This window comes from Streptomyces sp. TE5632, assembly GCF_054061295.1.
Window position 1 is genome coordinate 2,259,271 of sequence record NZ_JBSSEA010000003.1, and the last position, 20,207, is coordinate 2,279,477.

Sequence of the window (20,207 nt, forward strand, 5' to 3'; positions counted from 1 at the left end):
CGTACCGGTGGCGGACGGGCTACCCCAGGAGGCCGCCCACCAGCCGGCCGGGCTCCTCGGGGGACGGGGCCTCGTCCCCGCCGCTGTCGCTCGGGATGCCGTCGTCGCCGCCGCCCGTGGTGCCGCCGCCGGAGGTGGGGCCGGAGCTGGTGCTCGGGGCCTGGTCTACCGGGGAGGACTGCTGGGGCGGAGCCTCACCGGTGGTGCCCTGGGTCTGGCTGGGCGCGCCGGTGACGGCGCCGCCGGTGTCCCGGGTCGCGCCGGGGCTGGTGGTGCCGGCGGACGGGTCGGTCGTTCCGGAGGAGGCGCTCCGGCTGGGCGAGGTGGAGGCGGACGGGGTCCCCTGCCTGCTCTTGTCGGGCTTCTCCGGGAGCGGGGAGCCCGGTAGTTCGTTGCGCGGGGCCTCGCCGGGCCCGGGGACGACCACGCGGTCGGAGTCACGCACGGCACCGCCGAGCAGCGAGCCGACGAGCAGGGTGAGCCCGCAGACGACGACGGTGATCAGGGAGCCGCGGCGCAGTACGTAGCGGCGCAGGTCCCACAGGTCGGAACGGGGGCCGAGGCGGCGCCAGGCGCGGGCGGCGAGGCGGCCGTCGACGGAGTAGACGGGGGCGCCGGCGATGACCAGCGGGGACCAGGCGGCGAGGTAGATGATGTCGGGCGCCTCGTAGGCGGGGGCGCTCTTCCAGCTGACGGTGACCAGCAGCGCGGCGGAGAGCACGGCGCCGACGGCGGCGGCGACGCGCTGCCAGCAGCCGAGGACGGTGAGGACGCCGACGATGACCTGGAGGAAGGCGATGACGAGTCCGGAGCCGACGGGGTGCTCGAGGGCGAACTGCTGGAGCGGCTGGGCGACTTCCCAGGGGTGCAGGGTGTTCAGCCACGTCACCATGGAGCCGCGTTTGCCGCCGTCGAAGTAGACGGGGTCGCAGAGTTTGCCCATGCCGGCGTAGATGGAGATGAAGCCGAGGAAGACGCGCAGCGGGAGCAGGACGACGCCGAGGTTCATCCGGCGCCCGGGGTAGTAGGCGTGCCGGGCCGGGTCGTCGCCTTGGCGCCTGGCCCGGCGGCCGCCGGATTTCCGGTCGGCGGCCCGGTGGCCACCGGCACCCTCGAACTCGCCGGTGCCGCGGCCCTGTTCGTCGTAGGGCCGGTCGGCATCGGGCCGGTCGTCGTAACCGTGCTCGTCGTAACCGTGCTCGTCGTAGCCGTAGTCCCCGTAGCCGCCGTAGGCCGGTTCGTCGTAGGCGCTGCCGACGGGGCGCATGGGGGGCAGCAGGGGCGGTGCGCCGCCGTGGGTGCGCTGGGGGCCGATGGCGGGCACTTCGATGGGCTGGGTGGCGGCCGGGTCGTCGGCGTAGCCGTACCCCTCGCCGACGCGGGGGATGACCTGGGTCGCTCCGGCGTCGGCGAGCGGTTCGTCGGTGTGACGGACGCCTTCGTGGCGCACGGCCTGGAGAAGCCGGTGCGCGCCGGTGTCGTCGGGGGCGGAGCGACCGCTCCAGACGACGGGGCGCCGCCGGGGCGCGGCCCCGCCCGGGGCACCCATGGTGGTGACGACGGGGATGCGGGGCGCGCCCTGGGCGGCGCTGAAGTGCCGTGCGATCCGCGGGGATCGGGCGCGTCGCGTCGAGGCGCCCAGCTGCACGCGGAAGCTGACGTGATTGACGATGACCTGCGCCGGATCGCTCGGCACCTTCACCATGCTCAGCGCGGGAGCGTCGTCGAGTCCCGACGAGCGGTCCCCCGTGGGTGTGCGGGGTGTTCTGGTGTCCACACTCATCTAACCGAGTGACGTGGTCATAGGACACTGCCTTGACACGCCGGATGTGTCCGGACCCCGTCAAGCTCGTCCGGACCAACCGGAACACCCCATGTGGGTGATGGCGTCGAACGTCCGTTCAGGCCCGGCGGCGTGCCGCCTCGTACAGCACGACTCCCGCCGCCACACCGGCGTTGAGCGATTCGGCGCCACCCGGCATCGGGATCCGCACCCGGACGTCACAGGTTTCGCCGACCAGTCGGGACAGTCCCTTGCCCTCGCTGCCGACGACGATCACGACCGGGCCCGCCAGCGCGTCCAGTTCGCCGATCTCGGACTCCCCGTCGGCGGCCAGCCCGACGACCACGATCCCCGCCTTCTTGTACGCCTCCAGGGCGCGCGTCAGGTTGGTGGCGCGGGCGACGGGCGTACGGGCGGCCGTGCCGGCGGACGTCTTCCAGGCGCCGGCGGTCATCCCGGCGGCCCGCCGCTCGGGGACGACGACGCCGTGGCCGCCGAAGGCGGAGACGGAGCGGACGACGGCGCCGAGGTTGCGCGGGTCGGTGACTCCGTCGAGGGCGACGATCAGCGGGTCCTGTCCCTCGTCGTGGGCGCCCGCGACGAGGTCCTCCGGGTGCGCGTACTCGTACGGCGGGACCTGGAGGACCAGGCCCTGGTGGTTCAGCCCGTTGGTCATCCGGTCGAGTTCGGGGCGGGGGGCCTCCATGAGGTTGATGCCGCCGCGCTCGGCCGCGAGCTGGAGTGCCTCGCGCACCCGCTCGTCGTTGTCGATGAACTGCTGGACGTACAGCGTGGAGGCGGGCACCCCCTCGCGCAGCGCCTCGACGACGGGGTTGCGTCCGACGACGAGTTCGGAGGTCGAGCGGCCGCCGCCGCGCCGCTGCGGGGCGCGTCCGGCGACGCGGCGTGCCTTCGCCTGGGCGGCGCGCTGCTTGGCGTGCCCCTTGCGCATCTCGGCGGGGGGCGTGGGCCCCTTGCCCTCCAGGCCCCGGCGCCGCTGGCCGCCGCTGCCGACCTGCGCGCCCTTCTTGCCGGACATGCGGCGGTTGTTCGCGGCCATGATGTACCCGTCTCCGTGAAGTCGTCCGTGCGTGCCTGCGTACGGGCTCATGTACGTCCGTCCGCAGGTACCCACGCGTGCGTGTGTGCTACGTCTGTGAAGTGTGCCGCCCGGAGGCCCGGACGGCACAACCCGATCTTGGGGAACCCGGAGGTTCCGGGAGATTTCAGGAGGTGCCCCCTCCTGCCTCAGCGCGGGCCGAGGCTCCAGCGCGGTCCCTGCGGGCTGTCCTCGATGACCAGCCCGGACTGGCCGAGCTGGTCCCGGATGGCGTCCGCGGTGGACCAGTCCTTGCGGGCGCGGGCGGCCTCGCGCTGGTCGAGGACCATGCGGACGAGGCTGTCGACGACGCCGTTCAGATCGTCGCCGCGGTCGGCGTCGCCGGCCCAGTGCGGGTCGAGGGGATCCAGGCCGAGGACCGCGAGCATGGCGCGCACCTCGGCGAGGCGGGCGACGGCCGCTTCCTTGTCGTCGGCGGCCAGCGCGCTGTTGCCCTGCCGGACGGTGGTGTGCACCACCGCCAGGGCCTGCGGTACGCCGAGGTCGTCGTCCATGGCCTCGGCGAAGGCGGGCGGCACCTCGGTGGCCGGCTCGACGGCGCCGGGCGTGCCGGTCAGCTCGCCCACCCGCTGGATGAAGCCCTCGATCCGCGCGAACGCGGACTCGGCCTCACGCAGGGCGTCCTCGCTGTACTCGATCATCGAGCGGTAGTGCGGGGTGCCGAGGTAGTAGCGGAGCACGATGGGCCGCCAGCGCTTGACCATCTCGGAGACCAGGACGCTGTTGCCGAGCGACTTCGACATCTTCTCGCCGCTCATGGTGACCCAGGCGTTGTGCACCCAGTACCGGGCGAACTCGTCGCCGTAGGCCTTGGCCTGGGCGATCTCGTTCTCGTGGTGCGGGAAGATCAGGTCGAGGCCGCCGCCGTGGATGTCGAAGGCGGTCCCGAGGTACTTGTGGGCCATCGCCGAGCACTCCAGGTGCCAGCCTGGACGCCCGCGGCCCCACGGCGTCTCCCAGCTCGGCTCGCCGGGCTTGGCCGCCTTCCACATGGCGAAGTCGCGCGGGTCGCGCTTGCCGGTCTCGCCCTCGCCGGACGGCTGGAGCAGGTTGTCGAGCTCCTGGTTGGACAGCTCCAGGTACTCGGGGAACGAGGTGACGGCGAAGTAGACGTTGCCGTCGGCCTCGTAGGCGTGGCCGCGCTCGATGAGGCCGCGCATCATCTCGACCATCTCGGTGATGTGGCCGGTGGCGCGCGGCTCGTAGGTCGGGGGGAGGCAGCCGAGGACCTGGTAGCCGTCGGTGAAGGCGCGCTCGTTCTCGTAGCCGATGGACCACCAGGGGCGGTTCTGCTCCGCGGACTTCGCGATGATCTTGTCGTCGATGTCCGTGACGTTGCGGACGAACGTCACCTTCAGGCCGCGGTACTCGAACCAGCGGCGCATGATGTCGAAGTTCAGCCCCGAGCGGATGTGCCCGATGTGCGGTGCCGCCTGCACGGTGGCACCGCACAGGTAGATCGAGACGCAACCCGGCTGGAGCGGGGTGAAGTCACGGATCTGCCGGGCGCTGGTGTCGTACAGGCGAATAGTCACTCCTCCAGGGTAGTCGGCCCGGAGCGGTGCCTCGCGCCCCTTTACCGGCCCGTGTCGTCTTCCCCGTCCGGGACGTCAGCCGGTGTGGACGACGAGGGCGGTGGCGACGGCCATCAGTCCTTCGCCGCGGCCGGGGAACCCGAGTCCGTCGGTGGTGGCGCCGGAGACCGACACCGGTGCGCCGGCGGCCTCGGTGAGGATCTTCTGGGCCTCGTCCCGGCGCTTGCCGATCTTGGGCCGGTCCCCCACGACCTGCACCGCGACGTTGCCGATCCGGAAGCCGGCCGCCCGTACGATCCGTGCCGCCTCGGTCAGCAGGGTCACACCGGAGGCACCGGACCACTCGGGCCGCCCGGTGCCGAAGTGCTGCCCCAGGTCACCGAGGCCGGCGGCGGAGAACAGGGCGTTGCAGGCGGCGTGCGCCACGACGTCGGCGTCGGAGTGCCCGGCGAGTCCGGGACCCTGGCCCTCCCACTTGAGGCCGGCGCACCACAGTTCCCGGCCGTCCTCGAAGGCGTGGATGTCGGTGCCGATGCCGACCCGCGGGAGCACCGGCAGGGGCACGGAAGCCGACTCGGGATCCGGCTCGAAGGCCAGGGGCTCAGAAGCCATCGTTGAGCCTCCTGCGGGCCAGGACCGCCTCCGCGAGGACGAGGTCCAGGGGGCGGGTGACCTTGAAGGCCTCCTCGTGGCCGGGGACGGTGACGACGGTCCGGCCGAGCTGCTCGACCATGCTCGCGTCGTCGGTGACGTCGTCGGTCACCGTCTCGTGCGCGTGCACCAGGGTGGCCCGGTCGAAGCCCTGCGGGGTCTGCACGGCGCGCAGCAGGGACCGGTCGGGAGTGGCGACCACGGGCTCCGGCTCGCCGGGGGCGGCGGCCGGTTCGACCTGCTTGACGGTGTCGGCGAGCGGCAGCGCCGGGACCACGGCGGGGGCGCCGTCGCGGACGGCCGCGACCACGGCGTCCACGGTGTCCACGGGGACGAGCGGGCGGGCCGCGTCGTGCACCAGGACGATGTCGAAGCCGGGCGGCAGGGCGTCGAGGCCGAGCTTCACCGACTCCTGGCGGGTCTCCCCGCCGGGGACGACGACGAAGTCGGTGCGGTCGGGCAGCGCGTACGCGTCGAGCAGCGTCCTGACCTCCGCGGCGCCCTCGGGCGGGGCCACGACGACGACCAGGGAGACGGCGCGGGATGCGGCCATCGCGCGGATCGCGTGGATGAGCATGGGCGTTCCGCCCAGCGCGCGGAGTGCCTTGGGGGCTCCCGGCCCGAGGCGCACACCTCGGCCGGCGGCCGGGATCACGGCCGCCGTGCGGGCGGTCGTACGGCCGGGCACGGGGTTCGGCGTCGGTGTCAGGAGGGGATCGTCAGACATCGGTTCCTGTCAGGTTGGTGTGCTCGGCCCGGGGAGTTTGACGACAGGGCCTGGGTGGGTATGGCCTGGGCGTAGCCCCTGCTCCCGGAGTGGGGGGAGTGCCGGGCGTACCGCCTTGACCAGCCCCTTCCGTGACTCTGGTCGGGCCGGCCGCCCGGACCCGCACGCCAGGGGCGGGGACACGCGTGGGGACACTTTCCCGGCGCGGCGCATGTGCCGGGAAGCGCTGCGGGGTGCGGCGCAGGGGTGTGCGGGACACACGGAGCGGGTGTGCACGGCACAGGGGTGCGGCGTACGGGCGCTGCCCGGGTACGGATATGCCGCAGCGCCCGGCGACATCACATCCGTCATCGGGCACCGCGGCATTTCGACGCACTTCGATGTACGTACTGGCGACGTGAAGCTCCGCCTGCTTCGTCCGTCCCGCCTTACGAGGCGAGAACCTCGTCGAGGAGAGCCTCGGCCTTGTCCTCGTTGGTCTTCTCCGCGAGGGCGAGCTCGCTGACCAGAATCTGGCGCGCCTTGGCGAGCATGCGCTTCTCACCGGCGGAGAGTCCGCGCTCACGCTCGCGACGCCACAGGTCACGCACGACTTCCGCGACCTTGATGACATCGCCCGAGGCGAGCTTCTCCAGGTTTGCCTTGTAGCGACGGGACCAGTTCGTGGGCTCCTCGGCGTACGGTGCGCGCAGCACCTCGAAGACCCGGTCCAACCCGTCCTGACCGACCACATCACGTACGCCGACGAACTCCGCATTGTCCGCTGGCACACGTACCGTCAGGTCACCCTGGGCGACCTTCAGCACCAAGTAGGTCTTGTCCACGCCTTTGATCTGGCGAGTTTCGATAGCCTCGATCAGCGCGGCCCCGTGATGGGGATAGACCACGGTGTCGCCAACCTTGAACGTCATGTGACAGGTACCCCTTCCGTGGCTATCCAGGGTAACACGGATACGGCGTGTTCTGAATGACGTTTTCGCAGGTCAGGGCCATTCTCGGGGCTTGACAACAGCATCAGGAACGTGCTGCGACCACTGAGCGGAAGCATGTATTCGCAGGTCGGAGGGGCCCTTCGGGGCGAGCGAAACGCGTACGCTACACGCATCCGGAGGCCCCGGCAGGAGGCGAAACATCCCCATATGTCCACCCCCAAGCGCTCGAGTTCCGCTACTCCGTTCGGTGTGCGCGACAGGGTTCCGGCCGAATCCGGAATTGATCACACGCCCTCCGGGACGAGCGGCCGGTGATCAATTTCCGGACCGCTCCGGCATTTCCCGGTCCGCCGCCGCATTCCTTCACGAAATATGCGCCACTCCGAGAAGGCGCCGGGGACGCCCCCGACCGCACTTATGTGAATGTCGGAGGAGTGCGTGATCGAAGTAGCCGACGAGTCACTTACACGAGTCATCCACGGTGTCCTCTGCTGCGTCGTCTGCTGCGTCGTCTGCGGGGGCCGTCCTCAAATCGTTCACGACCCCGCAGACGCCTGCGGAAACGGCTGGTGATCGGGTGACGGCCGCGGCCCGCGCGCACCTTCCGGGGGAACGGCGGCCCTCGCAGGGAGGGTCGGGTGCGGGCTCGCGGGAACGGCTCGATAGCCTGAGGCCGCTGACAGACACTTAAAGGCGGCCGACCCGGTCGCCGCCGCTCGCTCGAGTCAAGGAGTTGCCGCCGCCGTGAGCAGCAGCCTTCGACGCGGCGCCATCGCCGCCGCCGCCATCGCGTTCTCAGTCGCCTCGCTCTCCGCGTGCACTTCTGGCAACAACGCCCAGTCCCTGCAGATCCAGCCGGACAACGCCGCGACGACCGTGGGCGACATCAAGGTGCAGAACGCCATCGTCGTCACCCAGCCGGACCGCGAGTCCACGGGCCCGGCCGTCGTCGCCGCGACCCTGTTCAACGAGGGCCGCACCGACCAGACGCTGGAGTCGATCACCCTCCCCGGCACCGGCAAGACCGTCGAGCTCACCCCCGCCGAGGGCGGCAGCCTGACCGTCCCGGCCGGCGGCTCGCTCATCATCGGCGGCCCGGGCAACGCCTCCGCCGTCCTGCCCAGCAGCCGTGAGGCCGTCCAGGACGGCAACGCGCAGCCGGTCACGTTCACCTTCAGCAAGACCGGTGACGTGAACCTGCGCGCGTTCGTCCACCCGGCCGAGAGCTTCTTCAGCGAGTGGGGCCCGAGCGAGATCCCGGCCGCGCCCGGCGCCCCGGCGGAACCGTCGGCGGAGCCGTCCGACGCGCCCGCCGACGACGCCTCGGGCACGCCGAGCGACTCCGACGCCTCGGGCGCCCCGGCGGGCACCCCGTCCGACGCGGCCTCGGCCAGCCAGTCGGCCGGCAGCTGAGCACCGGCGGCACAGCCGCACACGACGGTGGGCGGGACCCCTGCGCAGGGGTCCCGCCCACCGTCGTACCGACGAGTACCGGCCAAGGGTGCCGGGCGACGGCCGCCCGCGCCCCGGCCGGGGCCTCAGGGCTCGAACTTGTAGCCCAGCCCCCGGACCGTCACCAGGTAGCGCGGCGCGCCCGGGTCCGGCTCGATCTTGGCGCGCAGCCGCTTGACGTGGACGTCGAGGGTCTTGGTGTCGCCCACGTAGTCGGCGCCCCAGACCCGGTCGATGAGCTGCATCCGGGTCAGCACGCGCCCGGCGTTGCGCAGCAGCATCTCCAGCAGGTCGAACTCCTTGAGCGGCAGGTCGACCTTGGTGCCGCCCACGGTGACCACGTGCCGGTCGACGTCCATGCGGACCGGGCCGGCCTCCAGGGCGGCGGGGGCGACCTCCTCGGGCTCGCCCCTGCGGCGCAGCACGGCGCGGATACGGGCGACCAGTTCGCGCGAGGAGAACGGCTTGGTGACGTAGTCGTCGGCGCCTATCTCCAGGCCGACCACCTTGTCGATCTCGCTGTCCTTGGCGGTCACCATGATGACGGGGACGTTGGAACGGCCGCGCAGCTGGCGGCACACCTCGGTGCCCGGCAGACCGGGCAGCATCAGGTCGAGGAGGACGAGGTCGGCGCCGTTGCGCTCGAACTCGTCGAGGCCGTCGGGCCCCGTGGCCGCGACGGCGACCTCGAAGCCCTCCTTGCGGAGCATGTACGACAGGGCGTCGGAGAAGGACTCCTCGTCCTCGACGACGAGCACTCGGGTCACGGAAGGACCTCCGGGGAGGGAAGCGTTTCGTACGCGGATGAATCGGAAGCGTGGGGGGATGAGGGAGTGGACCGTCCGGCCTCGCCTTCGAGACCTTCGGGTTCGTCCTGGCGGGACGACGGGGTGACACGGTCGCGGGTGGGGGCCGCGGCGGCCTCGGGAAGCCGCAGGGTGAACGTGGAGCCCTGGCCTTCGGCGCTCCACACCGTGACCTCCCCGCCGTGCGAGGCGGCCACGTGCTTGACGATCGCGAGGCCCAGACCCGTACCGCCCGTGGCACGGGAGCGGGCCGGGTCGACGCGGTAGAAGCGCTCGAAGACGCGCTCCTTCTCCTTGTCGGAGATTCCTATGCCCTGGTCGGTCACGGCGATCTCGATCAGGTCCCCGCCCGACTGGGCGACCCTGCGGGCCGCTATGCCGACGCGGGTGCGGGCGGGCGAGTAGTTGACGGCGTTCTCGACGAGGTTGCCGAGGGCGGCGGCGAGCTGGCCGCGGTTGCCCCACACGCGCAGGTCGGCGGCGCTCGGCAGGTGCCCACCGTCCTCCTGGTCGGGCCCTGCGAGCCCTTCACGCCCCTCGATCTCCTCGAGCCCGCCGGGCGCCCACACGTTCGAGGCCATGGTGATCTGCTTGGTGCCCGCCGCGTGGCGGCAGCGGTCGACGGCCTCGGCGACCAGTTCGTACACGGGGACGGGTTCGGCGTCCTCGAGCGGGTCGTCGTTCTGGACGCGGGAGAGGTCGATGAGCTCCTGCACCAGATTGGTGAGGCGGGTGGCCTCGCCCTGCATCCGGCCGGCGAAGCGCTCCACGGCCTCGGGGTCGTCGGAGGCGTCCATGACGGCTTCGGAGAGCAGGGAGAGCGCGCCGACCGGGGTCTTGAGCTCATGGCTGACGTTGGCGACGAAGTCGCGCCGTACCGCCTCGATGCGGCGGGCCTCGGTGAGGTCCTCCACGAGCAGCAGTACGAGCCGGGAGCCGAGGGGCGCCACCCGCGCGGAGACGGCGAGGGCCTCGCCGCGCCCGGTGCCGCGGCGGGGCAGATCCAGTTCGACCTGCCGTATCTCGCCGTCCCGCCGGGTGTCGCGGGCCATCTGCAGCATGGGTTCCACGGCGAGCTTGCCGCCGCGGACCAGCCCGAGGGCGTACGCGGCCGAGCTGGCCTTGACCACGCCGTCCGCCTCGTCCAGGACGACGGCGGAGGAGCGCAGTACGGACAGCACGGTGTCCACGCCCGGCGGAAGCACCGGGTCCGTGTGCAGCGAGGAACGCGTGGGGCGCCGTTGTTCGCGCTCGCTGAAGCGGAACGCCAGCACGGCGATGGCGCCGGTGAGCAATCCGGCGATCGCCGCCGCTGCGGCGACCGCCGCGTTCACGTCCATGTGTCCAGGTTAGGCATGCGCCGACCGGTGGCCACAGCCACGAGAGGACAAGCTCGAAGACTCGTCGCCCAGAGTTCACCTTGGAGCCAGGGATGGTTCATTTGGGGTGGCGGAACCGGACGCGTAAGGATCGGAACGTGGGAGCGTGGGGTTTCGCACCGTCGGTCGCGCGGGGTTCGCGCCGTCGACTGCGTGGCGGAGCGCCCGCCCCGGAACCCCGCGGGAGCCCGGCTCCCGAAGCCCCGAGTAGACGCATGAGAGGAACCCTGATGCGGGACGCGTACCACGAGGAACTGGATTCGATCGGCGACAGTCTGGTGGAGATGGCCCGGCTGGTCGGGTCGGCGATCGGGCGCGCCACGACCGCCATCCTCGACACCGACCTGAAGCTCGCCGAGCACGTGATCGAGGGCGACCAGAAGGTCGACGAACTGCAGCACGACCTGGAGGCCCGTGCCATAGCCCTGCTGGCGCGCCAGCAGCCGGTGGCGACCGATCTGCGGATCGTCGTGACCTCGCTGCGCATGTCGGCCGATCTGGAGCGGTCCGGCGACCTGGCACAGCACGTGGCGAAGCTGGCCCGGCTGCGTTTCCCGGAGCGTGCGGTTCCGCAGGACCTGCACGCGACCATCCTGGAGATGGGCCAGCTGGCCCAGCGCCTGATGGCCAAGGCGGCCGAGGTGATCATCACCAAGGACGTCGACCTGGCGCTCCAGCTGGAGCAGGACGACGACGAGATGGACCTGCTGCACCGCACCCTCTTCCAGCACCTGATGGACGACCGCTGGAAGCACGGCATCGAGACGGCCGTCGACGTGACGCTGCTGGGCCGCTACTACGAACGCTACGCCGACCACGCGGTCTCGGTCGCCAAGCGGGTGGTCTACCTGGTCACGGGCGAGCACGCGGACGAGATCCAGCCGGACATCCAGCCCGACATCCAGCCGGTGCCGGGGGCGCAGGAGGCCTGACCGGACGCCGTGGGGGGGCGCGGGAATCGGCCGAGGGCGCGCATGAGCCCCAATGCGCCGTTGATGCGCCCGCTGGAACGGGCATCCAATGGACACAGGCACGGCGCCAGTCTCGAGGAGGGACCCATGGCCGATTCCCCCAGCTCCCCCGGCACGACGCCCGATCCCACGCAGGAACGGGAGACGGAGCAGCCCGCCGAGATCAGGAGCCTGACCCTGGTCGCCGCGTGCGGCTGCGGCTCCGGCTGCAGTTGTGGCTGCCAGTCGGGCAGCCCCTGCCAGTGCTGAGCACGCTCATTCGAAGGCCCCGGCGACCGCCGGGGCCTTCGGCATGCCGGGCGGTCGGCGCGGGCGCAGCATGGAAGTACGGACGCCCCGATTCGGTACGTACGGCCCGGAGTGGGAAGGAGGTGCGGGGCCATGACCCAGTTCATGGACATCCACCACGGCATGCAGGGCATCACGGCGGACCAGCTGAGGCAGGTGCACGAGGCCGACCTCGCGATACAGGAGGAAGAGAGCGTCTACTTCCGGCATGCCTGGGCGGACCCGGAGTCCGGCACGATCTACTGCCTCTCGGAGGCACCCTCCGCCGAAGCGGTACAGCGCATCCACGAACGCACCGGCCACAAGGCCGACGAGATCCACGCGGTGCCGCTGTCGGTGCAGTAGGCGCACCGGACCCCGCCGGAGGCGGCGCCCCTCAGGGAGCACTGACCTCCGGCGTCTGCTGAACCCCGCCGGCCCCGCCCCCACCGGCCTTTCCCTCGGCGGCCTTCTCCGCGCCGGTCGCGGTCTCCGCGCCGGTCGCGGTCTCCGCGCCGGTCGCGGTCTCCTCGGGCGGCAGGCGGCGCATCAGCAGCCCGTACCCGAGTCCGGCCACGGTGCCGATGACGGCGCACAGGCCCCACAGCCACCGCGCCCCGAACCGGTCGATGACGAACCCCGACATCAGCGGGGCGACGAGCGCGGCGACGGCCCAGGACATCGTGTACATGCCCTGGTAGCGCCCGCGTCCGTGGGCCGGCGACAGCTGGACGACCAGCCCGGTCTGGGTGGGCGCGTTGACGATCTCGGCGAGCGTCCACACGCAGACGGTGAGGGCGAAGACGCCGACCGACCCGGCGAAGGCGGTGAGGCCGAAGCCGTACCCGGCGAGGAGCGAGGAGATCACCAGCAGCCGCCCGGGGTCCCGGTGTTCGATGAACCGGGTCACCGGAATCTGCAGCGCGACGATCAGCACGCCGTTGACCGCGATGGCCATGCCGTAGTCGGCCGGGGTGAACCCGGCCGCGCCCATCGCGACGGGCAGTCCGACGGACCCCTGCATGAAGATCAGCGCGACGAGGAAGGACAGCCCGACGACCCCCATGAACCGCCTGTCCCGCAGAACGGTCCCCAGCCCCACGGAGTCCTCCCGCGCCTCCTCGGCACTCCGCACGGGCTTCGATTCGGGGAGCTTCACGAAGACGACGACGGCGCACACCATGGTCATCGCGGCCTCGACGAGGAACCCGGCGAGGTAGCTGTACTCGGCGATGAACCCGGCTGCCGTGGCGGAGACGGCGAAGCCGAGGTTGATGGCCCAGTAGTTGAGGGAGAAGGCGCGGATACGGTCCTCGGGCCGGACGATGTCGGCCATCATCGCCTGGACGGCGGGCCGGGACGCGTTGCTGGCCATGCCGACGAGGAAGGCGACGGCGGCGATGGAGACGGGGTCGCGCACGAAGCCGAGGGCCGCCACGGACACGGCGGTGGAGGCCTGCGCGATGAGCAGCGTGGGCCGCCGGCCGATCCGGTCGGTCATCACCCCGGCGCCCAGCGAGGAGATCACCCCGCCGAGCCCGTGCACGGCGGCGACGAGACCGGCGTAGGTGGCGGAGTAACCGCGGTCGAGGGTGAGGTAGAGCGCCATGAAGGTGGCGACGAAGGCACCGAGCCGGTTGACGAGGGTGCTCGTCCACAGCCACCAGAACGCCGGGGGCAGCCCGGACACGGTCTCCCGCACCGCACGCCGGACACGGACGACGGACACCACGCAACCCCCCGATGTAAGCACCTGAAACGGCAAGCACACCTTACAAAGGAACCGGAGTAGTCCACCACTCGATTAACGGTTCCCGCCGACCGTCCGCCCAGCGAGCGGGGGGCACGGCTCGCTCGTGGCTTCGATTACGCTCGGACCCATGGCCGACGCACCGTACAAGCTGATCCTCCTCCGCCACGGCGAGAGCGACTGGAACGCGAAGAACCTGTTCACCGGCTGGGTGGACGTCAACCTCACTCCGAAGGGCGAGAAGGAGGCGACGCGCGGCGGTGAGCTGCTCAAGGACGCCGGTCTGCTCCCCGACGTGGTCCACACGTCCCTCCAGAAGCGCGCCATCCGCACCGCGCAGCTGGCGCTGGAGTCCGCCGACCGCCTCTGGATCCCGGTCAGCCGCAGCTGGCGCCTGAACGAGCGCCACTACGGCGCCCTCCAGGGCAAGGACAAGGCGCAGACCCTCGCGGAGTTCGGCGAGGAGCAGTTCATGCTGTGGCGCCGCTCCTACGACACCCCGCCGCCCCCGCTGGACACCGACGCCGAGTACTCCCAGTTCGACGACCCGCGCTACGCGACCCTCCCGCCGGAGCTGCGCCCGCGCACGGAGTGCTTGAAGGACGTCGTCGTCCGCATGCTGCCGTACTGGTTCGACTCGATCGTCCCCGACCTCCTGGCCGGCCGCACGGTCCTGGTCGCCGCCCACGGCAACAGCCTGCGCGCCCTGGTCAAGCACCTCGACGGCGTCTCCGACGCCGACATCGCGGGCCTGAACATCCCGACGGGCATCCCCCTCTCCTACGAACTCGACGCCGACTTCAAGCCGGTCACCCCGGGCGGCACCTACCTCGACCCGGACGCGGCCGCAGCCGCCATCGAGGCAGTCAAGAACCAGGGCAAGAAGAAGTAGGGCTTGTGATCATGCCCCCGACCTGCGCATACGGTGCGCGTCGGGGGCGTTTTCACGGCCTGGGCCCACTGTGGGTCCTCAGTCCCCCGGATCGTGCGGCCGGAGTGCGCGGCCGAGAGCCTTCCGGGCGCGGTCCCGGCTACCGGGCATGAGATGCGCTTACACCTTCAGAGTCAGTCCGGGGTCGGAGTGCCCCAGGTACTCACCGACGGCCTTGATGCTCTCGCCGGCGTCCAGGAGAACGGAAACGCAGAAGTGCCGTAGGGCGTGCACCCCGTGTTCGCGAGCGGCCTCGCGTCCGCGACTGCCGCACTGAGCGCCGCCCGCACGTCGGAGCAGATCGTCCGGGCGTACGACCCACGGACGCCGTTCCCCTGCAACCGCCGTACCCGGTCGCGGATGTGCGCCGACCACTGATCAGCTGATCAGCGAGCCGCTCCTGACGGTCGGGAAGCTCTTGGACTTCTCCGTGCCGTCCGGGCCGACGCAGCGAGCGCGGTGGCAAAGACCGGACCCGTAGCGCTCGGTCTTGACCTTGCGCACCTTCCCGTCCGGGTCGGTCTCGGTCCTGTACCGGCGGTCCTGGATACGCCCGGCCATCAGACGGCAGCCCCTCCCCGCAGGGACTCGACCCGGGCTTGGACGTCCACGGGGTCGTAGCGCAGGTGCCGGCCGGCCCGGGACGGTTCAAAGAGCCCGTCAGCAAGCTGACGGGCTCCCGCGAAAGACCGAGACTAACCTGCCGTCAGGTCAGATCGTCGGCGTCTCGTCGACGACCTCTTTGTGCAGTTCGACAATGAACTTCCAGCCATCGCTGGGCTCCATGAATCGCACTCGGGTCGGGTAGATGTCCAAGGCGCGGCGGTCACGGTTCTGGCTGCTCGCGTTCTTCCGCCCCCGGGCCGGCTCCTCGAACAAGTCGACCTTGACATCCGGTACCGTGACGACTTCCTCACTCCAGCGCTGAACAATCCCCGCGCCGAAGGCGTCCCGGGCGGCGGAGTAGAGCGACTCCAGAGATTCCTTGTTCCCGTTGGGAACGAAGAGGGCAAGATTCAGGAGGACGCCGGCACCCTGAAGAACCTCGATTTCCTCCCCTGCCTTGTCGGCAACCCAGATCCCGGACTCTTCGGCATTGTCCGGGAGAACGCTGACTTCCTGACCGAATATCGTCCTCGCGGCGAAGGACCCTCCCTCGAAATTCTTGCCCGGCTCCGTGAGGAAAGCCGGGGCATAGCAGTCGAGAGGAAGGCCATCCATCTCTGCCGAGACGAAGATTTCGTCCTGGAGGCTCAGCTCCGAAACCTCTTCGGCCGTAAGACGTCGAGCCGTGACCTTCTCGGTATTCACGCCATTCCCCTTTTTCGCGGCGTCCTGTCAATTCATTGAAACTCTACCACGAAAACGATCACTCAACTCCCGTTCAATTCCCCCCTGGGGGAACAGCGGAAGAATCCTCCCACGCCACCGGCGAAACGTGGCAAGCGTAGAGAAATGATGCGAGATGCAAGAGGTCGCCCCACCCGCTCCAACGGCGCTTTCGGCCACCAAGTCAGCCGTCAAGTGAAATGATGAGCAAACCCTGCAGAATGGGAAAAAGCAGGCAGAGGGCACCTTGCTGCTCAACACTGCGCTGCGCTTGCACCCCCCTCGCGACGGGCCGGATCCCGGTGACCCGACCGAGCGAACCATGACGACCCCCTCCCCGGTCGGGCGCTTCGCGCCCTGCCCCGACAGTCGCCTGCCGCGGCGCCGCCGTCCGGCGGGACTTTCATCCCTGCTCCCGTACTGCTCAACCTGCCACAGGCAGGCTGCACCGTAGCCCAGCCCGTCGGGCCCCGCTTCTGGGCCGTCCCGAGCCGCTCGGCCATGGCCAATGATGACCACTGCCGATCGCTCCGCCCCCTGCACCCACCGAATTGACCAGCGAAAACCGAACTCACCGGGATCGCCGGAAAGACCCAGGGCAAGAAGAAGTGAGCCCCTGCCTACAGTTTCTCCGTCGGCAGAGGGATTACTGGAGGGCTGGGCCGCCTCTCTACGGGACGACTCCCATGCGGGCAATGACGCCACAGAGCGAGTGCTTGGCACTTCTCGAATCCGTCTGTGAATCCGGAGCGAGCTGCCGATCCGAGCCGAGTCGCAAGACACAACGGGCGGCTACTGCCGCCTCACCCGTAGCTCCTCGAAGAACTCGCGAAAGATAAGCACTCCCACCATAACGACAGCGAGGACGACAGCGAGGCCGAGCATCCCTGGCAATACGATCACCCTTTCAGGAAAAACGGCGGCTTCCCTCGGGGTGCGAATGGGGCCGGCGCGACCCCTACGGTGATCTACCCGCCGAATGAGGAGGGCGGCCGTCGGGTGTCGTTGGTGGCCGTCACTGGATAACTTCCGATTCCGTTGGAGTGGTGTAGCAGCGATCACCGCGAAAGCGCGGCTCGCGGGCCTGATGCGAGTGACCGCCCATCGGGCTGACCTGACGACACGTCAGCTTCTTGCCGTCCGAGACGCTGCGATGCCGACGTCGACGCGGCCCCCTCCGACGCCTGGCCCGACAGGCGCGATGACGGCGGTCGCGACGATCGCCCCCACCTGACGGCCGGTCAGGCGATGGTGGCGTCGGGACGAGCCGACTTGGGGCGCGCTCTGCGGTTTCCCCTTGATCGCTGCTACACCACGTGGAACGTGTCCGACCCGAAGTCGATCGCGTCGACGGCCACGCCCAGGATCTCGCCCTGACGGAGCCCGCGACCGCCGCCCAGGTCGACCACGGCTTGGAAGCGCTCGGGCATGGCGGCCCGGGCGGCGAAGACCCGCTCGGGCGTCCAGGGCACGACACACTTGTTGTCGACGGTCGACGGTCGACGGTCGACTGCCGGCAGCCGGACGGACCGCGCCGCTGAAGTTCGTGCCACCACCGTGCTCGATGCAGGGGTCGACCACGGCCGGTGAAGGAGACCTACGGTCCGGTTTCACCTCACAAGGGCATCGAAACCCCAGGTCAGTGGCGCGAAGAGGTCGTTGCCGTCCGGATCTGTGCCGACGGCCACAGCGAACGGGATGCACCTGGGCGCATACTGAGTCATGACAAAGCCTGCTGCGCCGAAGCGTCATCTGCCTACCAGCCCCTTCAAGGCCCCGGTCACGTTGGTTCCCGAGGACTTCGCCATGGGCGACCAGGTCACACACGACGTGTACGGCCTCGGCCGCGTGATCGGCATCGAGGACGGAATCGCGGCACTCGTGGATTTCGGTTCGACGCGCATGCGGATCTTGAGCCCGTACGCCAAGATGACCAAGCTGTAGGACCGCTGTGCCCGGTCACGGCACGCCCAGGCCCCTTTCAGGGACCTGTAACGAAAGAGAGTCCTCCCCATCGACACGACGTCGCTGTTCTCCGCCGTGGAAGGGCAACCCCGCCGCTCCACGGCAGCAACACCGCCTCCGACGACCAATCCCTTCCAGGCCCCTGACTTCGGGGAAGACGAAACCTGGCCGCTCGAGGACGCACAGCAGCCCGCCTCGGGCACACATGCGGCATGGCCCGAGGCGGCTTGGATCCACGCATGACGGTGGCTCCGGCCACTGACCGCGGGTGTCGCCGTTCATGCACCCTGCCCTCTGCGCCCCAAGGTCGCGCACGCTGAACGACACCACCTCGGGGCGCACTGTCGGGGTGGACGGTGGGCGAGTGGAAGCAAGGAAAGTGCGGTTGGCCGCAGGCAGGCGGCGGCTGAGGTTCCCCTGTTGCTCGGGAGGGGCTGACCAGTTGGTCAGCCCCTCCCGAGCAACAGGGGAACCTCACTGAGACAGTCGACGCACCCCACGCCCGGACCAACCTCGACGACACCCACAGCCACGCCGCGCGACTCCCCCAAACGCTGCAAGGCGCTCACCGGGAAGAGTGGCGTGGACAGGCCACCGCACCCGGGGACCAGGGGTGGCGCGTCGCACGACATGGCGGCACGTGGCAGGTGCACAGGGCCTCGGGAGACGGGCCTTCGCTTCATTTCCAAGGATCCGTCAGGTGACGTCTGCCGTGAGCCTGTTACGCCTTTAGGGGGAAACCGTCCGGGGATGCGGCGCGCCTCACCCCGGAAAAGACTGTGGGCGTGGTTCTCCCTCCGGCTGTCTCCCGCTTGTGCGATTGAGGTTCCCGATGAATCCGGATCATGCCGCCTGTCCACCCCACGGAATGGGGCACCAGCCCGTCCCGCCCGGCCCGAGCGGACACGACAAGGCCTGCGCGCGGCGGGAGCGGATACGGCTGGTACTGGCATGCTCAGCGGCGGGCATGCTGCTCACGGGTTGCTTCGCCGCCGGTCACACCACAACCGGTGACCGGGCCGGACGCCCCCCGGCACAGAACCAGGCACCTTCGACGCCGGCGAACAGCAAGCCGGCCCAAGCGCCGCCAGGCCTCCCCGACACGCGGACGCCGGCCCCGACGAATGTGAGCAACGCGCTCACTCGTCTGCTCGAACCGATTCGGACACAGAGCGGCACTCAGGTGTCGGTCGCCGTTCTGGAGCCCAGGACCGGCCGACGGACGGTGTACGGCTCACAGACACACGTCACCGCGAGCCTGGCGAAGGTGGACATCCTGGCGGCACTGCTGCTGCGTGCCCAGCACGAAAGACGGTCGCTCACCCCGTGGGAGACATCCACCGCCGCCTCGATGATCCAGAGCAGCGACAACGACTCCGCAGGTGCCCTGTGGCGACGTATCGGCGGCGGCCCAGGACTCGCTGACGCCAACAAGGCCCTGGGGCTGACCTCCACCCAAGCAGGTCCAGGTGCCCACTGGGGCCTCACCCGCACCACCGCGGCAGACCAACTGACCCTGTTGACCGCCGTGTTCGCCGACCATTCACCGCTCAGCAAAGCCTCACGCCACCTGATCCAGACCTTCATGGGCCGGGTCGACGCCGACCAGGACTGGGGAGTGTCCGCGGAAGGCAGCCGTTGGCAACTCAAGAACGGCTGGCTGCAGCGCTCCCACTCGCAACGCTGGGTGATCAACAGCATGGGGCGAGTCGAAGCACACGGGAGCACGTTCTACGTCGTCATCCTCTCGCACGGCAGCCCGAGCATGTCTCACGGCATCTCCACGGTGGAGCGAGCAGCCCAGACAGCCGTACACGCCCTGCGCAGCACCGCCCCTCCCGTGTCCCCGATCCTCCGCTGACCTCTTTCCTGCCGACCCGAGGCCGCATCCACCGCCCATGGAGAAGGAAGGCCTGGCGGGAGGCGGTCTCCCGGGCCGCACTCGCCCTCCGCGACGGCACGCCGGATCGCCCCCGCCACCTGCTCACCGGCTCGGCTGCACCGACCCGTCGGACGGCCGCCATCGGATCCGACGGGAGGACTGATCGCCCGTCCCGGCACCACACACGGCGAGCCTCCTCGATGCCCAGGTGGACCTGCCGGAGGGCGAGGAACCAACAGTGATCGACGCCCTCCGCCGGTCGCCGCCGGTCAGCCCTTCTTCACGACGCCGGACTTGAGCTGCATCGCCCCGAAGCCCTCGACCTTGCAGTCGATGTCATGGCCGTCGACGCCGTCGATCAGCCGGATGTTGCGCACCTTGGTGCCGGCCTTGATGCCCGACGGGCTCCCCTTGACCTTGAGCGTCTTGACGACGACCACGGTGTCGCCGTCCTGCAGCACGTTTCCGACGGCGTCCTTCACGACGCGCTCCGCAGCAGCACCCTCGCTCTCCGCGCCGCTCTCGGGGTCCCATTCGTGTGCGCACTCCGGGCACACGACGAGGGAATTCATCTCGTAGGTGTACTCACAAGAACATTTCGGACAGGGGGGAAGGTTCTCCATCATCTCGCGAGCGTATCCGGACATCAGTGCGACCGGCGAACAAGCCCGGGGCACCCCTCCCGCAGATGGCTGCGGACTCCTGTGAGGATCTCGTCTGCGGACAG

At 70.2% G+C, this 20,207-nt stretch carries 18 protein-coding genes and 3 pseudogenes; 7 read left to right on the forward strand and 14 right to left on the reverse strand.

What is annotated here, in order from left to right; all coding sequences use genetic code 11:
• Positions 1-19 precede the first annotated feature (19 nt).
• The 6 genes from ACVW19_RS15325 to ACVW19_RS15350 all read right to left on the reverse strand — a co-directional run bounded on the left by ACVW19_RS15325 (position 20) and on the right by ACVW19_RS15350 (position 6,727).
• On the reverse strand, positions 20-1,783 hold the full coding sequence (locus ACVW19_RS15325; protein ID WP_457459952.1) for a DoxX family protein: 1,764 nt from the start codon (positions 1,781-1,783) through the stop codon (positions 20-22).
• Positions 1,784-1,901: 118 nt separating this feature from the next.
• On the reverse strand, positions 1,902-2,843 hold the full coding sequence (rlmB, locus tag ACVW19_RS15330; protein WP_457459953.1) for a 23S rRNA (guanosine(2251)-2'-O)-methyltransferase RlmB: 942 nt from the start codon (positions 2,841-2,843) through the stop codon (positions 1,902-1,904).
• Positions 2,844-3,031: 188 nt separating this feature from the next.
• Positions 3,032-4,438, reverse strand: a complete 1,407-nt coding sequence (gene cysS / locus ACVW19_RS15335; protein ID WP_457459954.1) for a cysteine--tRNA ligase — start codon at positions 4,436-4,438, stop codon at positions 3,032-3,034.
• Positions 4,439-4,513: 75 nt separating this feature from the next.
• Positions 4,514-5,050, reverse strand: a complete 537-nt coding sequence (gene ispF / locus ACVW19_RS15340) for a 2-C-methyl-D-erythritol 2,4-cyclodiphosphate synthase (RefSeq protein WP_457459955.1) — start codon at positions 5,048-5,050, stop codon at positions 4,514-4,516.
• Positions 5,040-5,816, reverse strand: a complete 777-nt coding sequence (ispD, locus tag ACVW19_RS15345) for a 2-C-methyl-D-erythritol 4-phosphate cytidylyltransferase (protein WP_457459956.1) — start codon at positions 5,814-5,816, stop codon at positions 5,040-5,042. The genes ispF and ispD overlap by 11 nt, the downstream gene beginning before the upstream one ends.
• A 428-nt stretch (positions 5,817-6,244) precedes the next feature.
• Positions 6,245-6,727 carry a CarD family transcriptional regulator gene (locus ACVW19_RS15350; RefSeq protein WP_042168913.1) on the reverse strand — a complete coding sequence of 161 codons (483 nt, stop codon included), beginning with the start codon at positions 6,725-6,727 and terminating at the stop codon, positions 6,245-6,247.
• Between the two features lie 765 nt (positions 6,728-7,492).
• Between ACVW19_RS15350 and ACVW19_RS15355 the strand changes: the two genes are divergently transcribed.
• Positions 7,493-8,161: a copper chaperone PCu(A)C gene (locus ACVW19_RS15355; protein WP_457459957.1), complete on the forward strand. Its 669-nt coding sequence runs from the start codon at positions 7,493-7,495 to the stop codon at positions 8,159-8,161.
• A 125-nt stretch (positions 8,162-8,286) separates the two neighbouring features.
• Here ACVW19_RS15355 and ACVW19_RS15360 read toward each other — a convergent pair whose 3' ends face one another.
• The gene (locus tag ACVW19_RS15360; protein ID WP_030403545.1) at positions 8,287-8,967 is read right to left on the reverse strand and encodes a response regulator transcription factor; all 681 of its coding nucleotides are present in this window, start codon (positions 8,965-8,967) and stop codon (positions 8,287-8,289) included.
• Positions 8,964-10,346 (reverse strand): sensor histidine kinase, encoded by a 1,383-nt coding sequence (locus ACVW19_RS15365; protein WP_457459958.1) that lies wholly within the window; start codon positions 10,344-10,346, stop codon positions 8,964-8,966. The genes ACVW19_RS15360 and ACVW19_RS15365 overlap by 4 nt, the downstream gene beginning before the upstream one ends.
• A 269-nt stretch (positions 10,347-10,615) precedes the next feature.
• Between ACVW19_RS15365 and phoU the strand changes: the two genes are divergently transcribed.
• From phoU to ACVW19_RS15380, 3 genes are all read left to right on the forward strand, one after another.
• Complete coding sequence (phoU, locus tag ACVW19_RS15370) at positions 10,616-11,317, forward strand: phosphate signaling complex protein PhoU (RefSeq protein WP_457464619.1); 702 nt, start codon at positions 10,616-10,618, stop codon at positions 11,315-11,317.
• Between the two features lie 126 nt (positions 11,318-11,443).
• Positions 11,444-11,605, forward strand: coding sequence for a hypothetical protein (locus tag ACVW19_RS15375; RefSeq protein ID WP_363034073.1), 162 nt, complete (start codon positions 11,444-11,446; stop codon positions 11,603-11,605).
• 132 nt (positions 11,606-11,737) lie between these two features.
• Complete coding sequence (locus ACVW19_RS15380) at positions 11,738-11,989, forward strand: SCO4226 family nickel-binding protein (protein WP_457459959.1); 252 nt, start codon at positions 11,738-11,740, stop codon at positions 11,987-11,989.
• 31 nt (positions 11,990-12,020) lie between these two features.
• On the opposite strand, the gene ACVW19_RS15385 is transcribed toward ACVW19_RS15380, so the two are convergent.
• Positions 12,021-13,352 carry an MDR family MFS transporter gene (locus ACVW19_RS15385; RefSeq protein ID WP_457459960.1) on the reverse strand — a complete coding sequence of 444 codons (1,332 nt, stop codon included), beginning with the start codon at positions 13,350-13,352 and terminating at the stop codon, positions 12,021-12,023.
• A 151-nt stretch (positions 13,353-13,503) separates the two neighbouring features.
• Between ACVW19_RS15385 and ACVW19_RS15390 the strand changes: the two genes are divergently transcribed.
• Positions 13,504-14,265 carry a phosphoglyceromutase gene (locus ACVW19_RS15390; RefSeq protein WP_457459961.1) on the forward strand — a complete coding sequence of 254 codons (762 nt, stop codon included), beginning with the start codon at positions 13,504-13,506 and terminating at the stop codon, positions 14,263-14,265.
• A gap of 78 nt (positions 14,266-14,343) precedes the next feature.
• On the opposite strand, the pseudogene ACVW19_RS15395 reads toward ACVW19_RS15390, so the two are convergent.
• The 4 genes and pseudogenes from ACVW19_RS15395 to ACVW19_RS15410 all read right to left on the reverse strand — a co-directional run.
• Positions 14,344-14,559: pseudogene (locus tag ACVW19_RS15395) on the reverse strand (site-specific integrase); the annotation flags it as partial.
• Positions 14,560-14,712: 153 nt separating this feature from the next.
• Positions 14,713-14,865, reverse strand: a pseudogene (locus ACVW19_RS15400) (site-specific integrase); the annotation flags it as partial.
• Positions 14,866-15,015: 150 nt separating this feature from the next.
• The gene (locus tag ACVW19_RS15405) at positions 15,016-15,615 is read right to left on the reverse strand and encodes a hypothetical protein (protein WP_457459962.1); all 600 of its coding nucleotides are present in this window, start codon (positions 15,613-15,615) and stop codon (positions 15,016-15,018) included.
• Between the two features lie 1,328 nt (positions 15,616-16,943).
• Positions 16,944-17,171: pseudogene (locus ACVW19_RS15410) on the reverse strand (site-specific integrase); the annotation flags it as partial.
• A 184-nt stretch (positions 17,172-17,355) separates the two neighbouring features.
• Here ACVW19_RS15410 and ACVW19_RS15415 point away from each other — a divergent pair.
• Positions 17,356-17,577, forward strand: coding sequence for a hypothetical protein (locus ACVW19_RS15415; protein WP_457459963.1), 222 nt, complete (start codon positions 17,356-17,358; stop codon positions 17,575-17,577).
• Positions 17,578-18,781: 1,204 nt separating this feature from the next.
• Positions 18,782-19,459: a serine hydrolase gene (locus ACVW19_RS15420; RefSeq protein WP_457459964.1), complete on the forward strand. Its 678-nt coding sequence runs from the start codon at positions 18,782-18,784 to the stop codon at positions 19,457-19,459.
• 290 nt (positions 19,460-19,749) lie between these two features.
• On the opposite strand, the gene ACVW19_RS15425 is transcribed toward ACVW19_RS15420, so the two are convergent.
• Entirely contained in the window at positions 19,750-20,106 is a 357-nt protein-coding gene (locus ACVW19_RS15425) for a zinc ribbon domain-containing protein YjdM (RefSeq protein WP_457459965.1), read from the reverse strand.
• Positions 20,107-20,207 lie beyond the last annotated feature (101 nt).

Excerpts from the sequence above, each read along its gene's own strand:
- ACVW19_RS15325 (WP_457459952.1), bottom strand. The coding sequence starts at position 1,783 with ATGAGTGTGGACACCAGAACACCCCGCACACCCACGGGGGACCGCTCG.
- rlmB (WP_457459953.1), bottom strand. The coding sequence starts at position 2,843 with ATGGCCGCGAACAACCGCCGCATGTCCGGCAAGAAGGGCGCGCAGGTC.
- ispF (WP_457459955.1), bottom strand. The coding sequence starts at position 5,050 with ATGGCTTCTGAGCCCCTGGCCTTCGAGCCGGATCCCGAGTCGGCTTCC.
- ispD (WP_457459956.1), bottom strand. The coding sequence starts at position 5,816 with ATGTCTGACGATCCCCTCCTGACACCGACGCCGAACCCCGTGCCCGGC.
- ACVW19_RS15350 (WP_042168913.1), bottom strand. The coding sequence starts at position 6,727 with ATGACGTTCAAGGTTGGCGACACCGTGGTCTATCCCCATCACGGGGCC.
- ACVW19_RS15365 (WP_457459958.1), bottom strand. The coding sequence starts at position 10,346 with ATGGACGTGAACGCGGCGGTCGCCGCAGCGGCGGCGATCGCCGGATTG.
- phoU (WP_457464619.1), top strand. The coding sequence starts at position 10,616 with ATGCGGGACGCGTACCACGAGGAACTGGATTCGATCGGCGACAGTCTG.
- ACVW19_RS15375 (WP_363034073.1), top strand. The coding sequence starts at position 11,444 with ATGGCCGATTCCCCCAGCTCCCCCGGCACGACGCCCGATCCCACGCAG.
- ACVW19_RS15380 (WP_457459959.1), top strand. The coding sequence starts at position 11,738 with ATGACCCAGTTCATGGACATCCACCACGGCATGCAGGGCATCACGGCG.
- ACVW19_RS15390 (WP_457459961.1), top strand. The coding sequence starts at position 13,504 with ATGGCCGACGCACCGTACAAGCTGATCCTCCTCCGCCACGGCGAGAGC.
- ACVW19_RS15415 (WP_457459963.1), top strand. The coding sequence starts at position 17,356 with ATGACAAAGCCTGCTGCGCCGAAGCGTCATCTGCCTACCAGCCCCTTC.
- ACVW19_RS15425 (WP_457459965.1), bottom strand. The coding sequence starts at position 20,106 with ATGATGGAGAACCTTCCCCCCTGTCCGAAATGTTCTTGTGAGTACACC.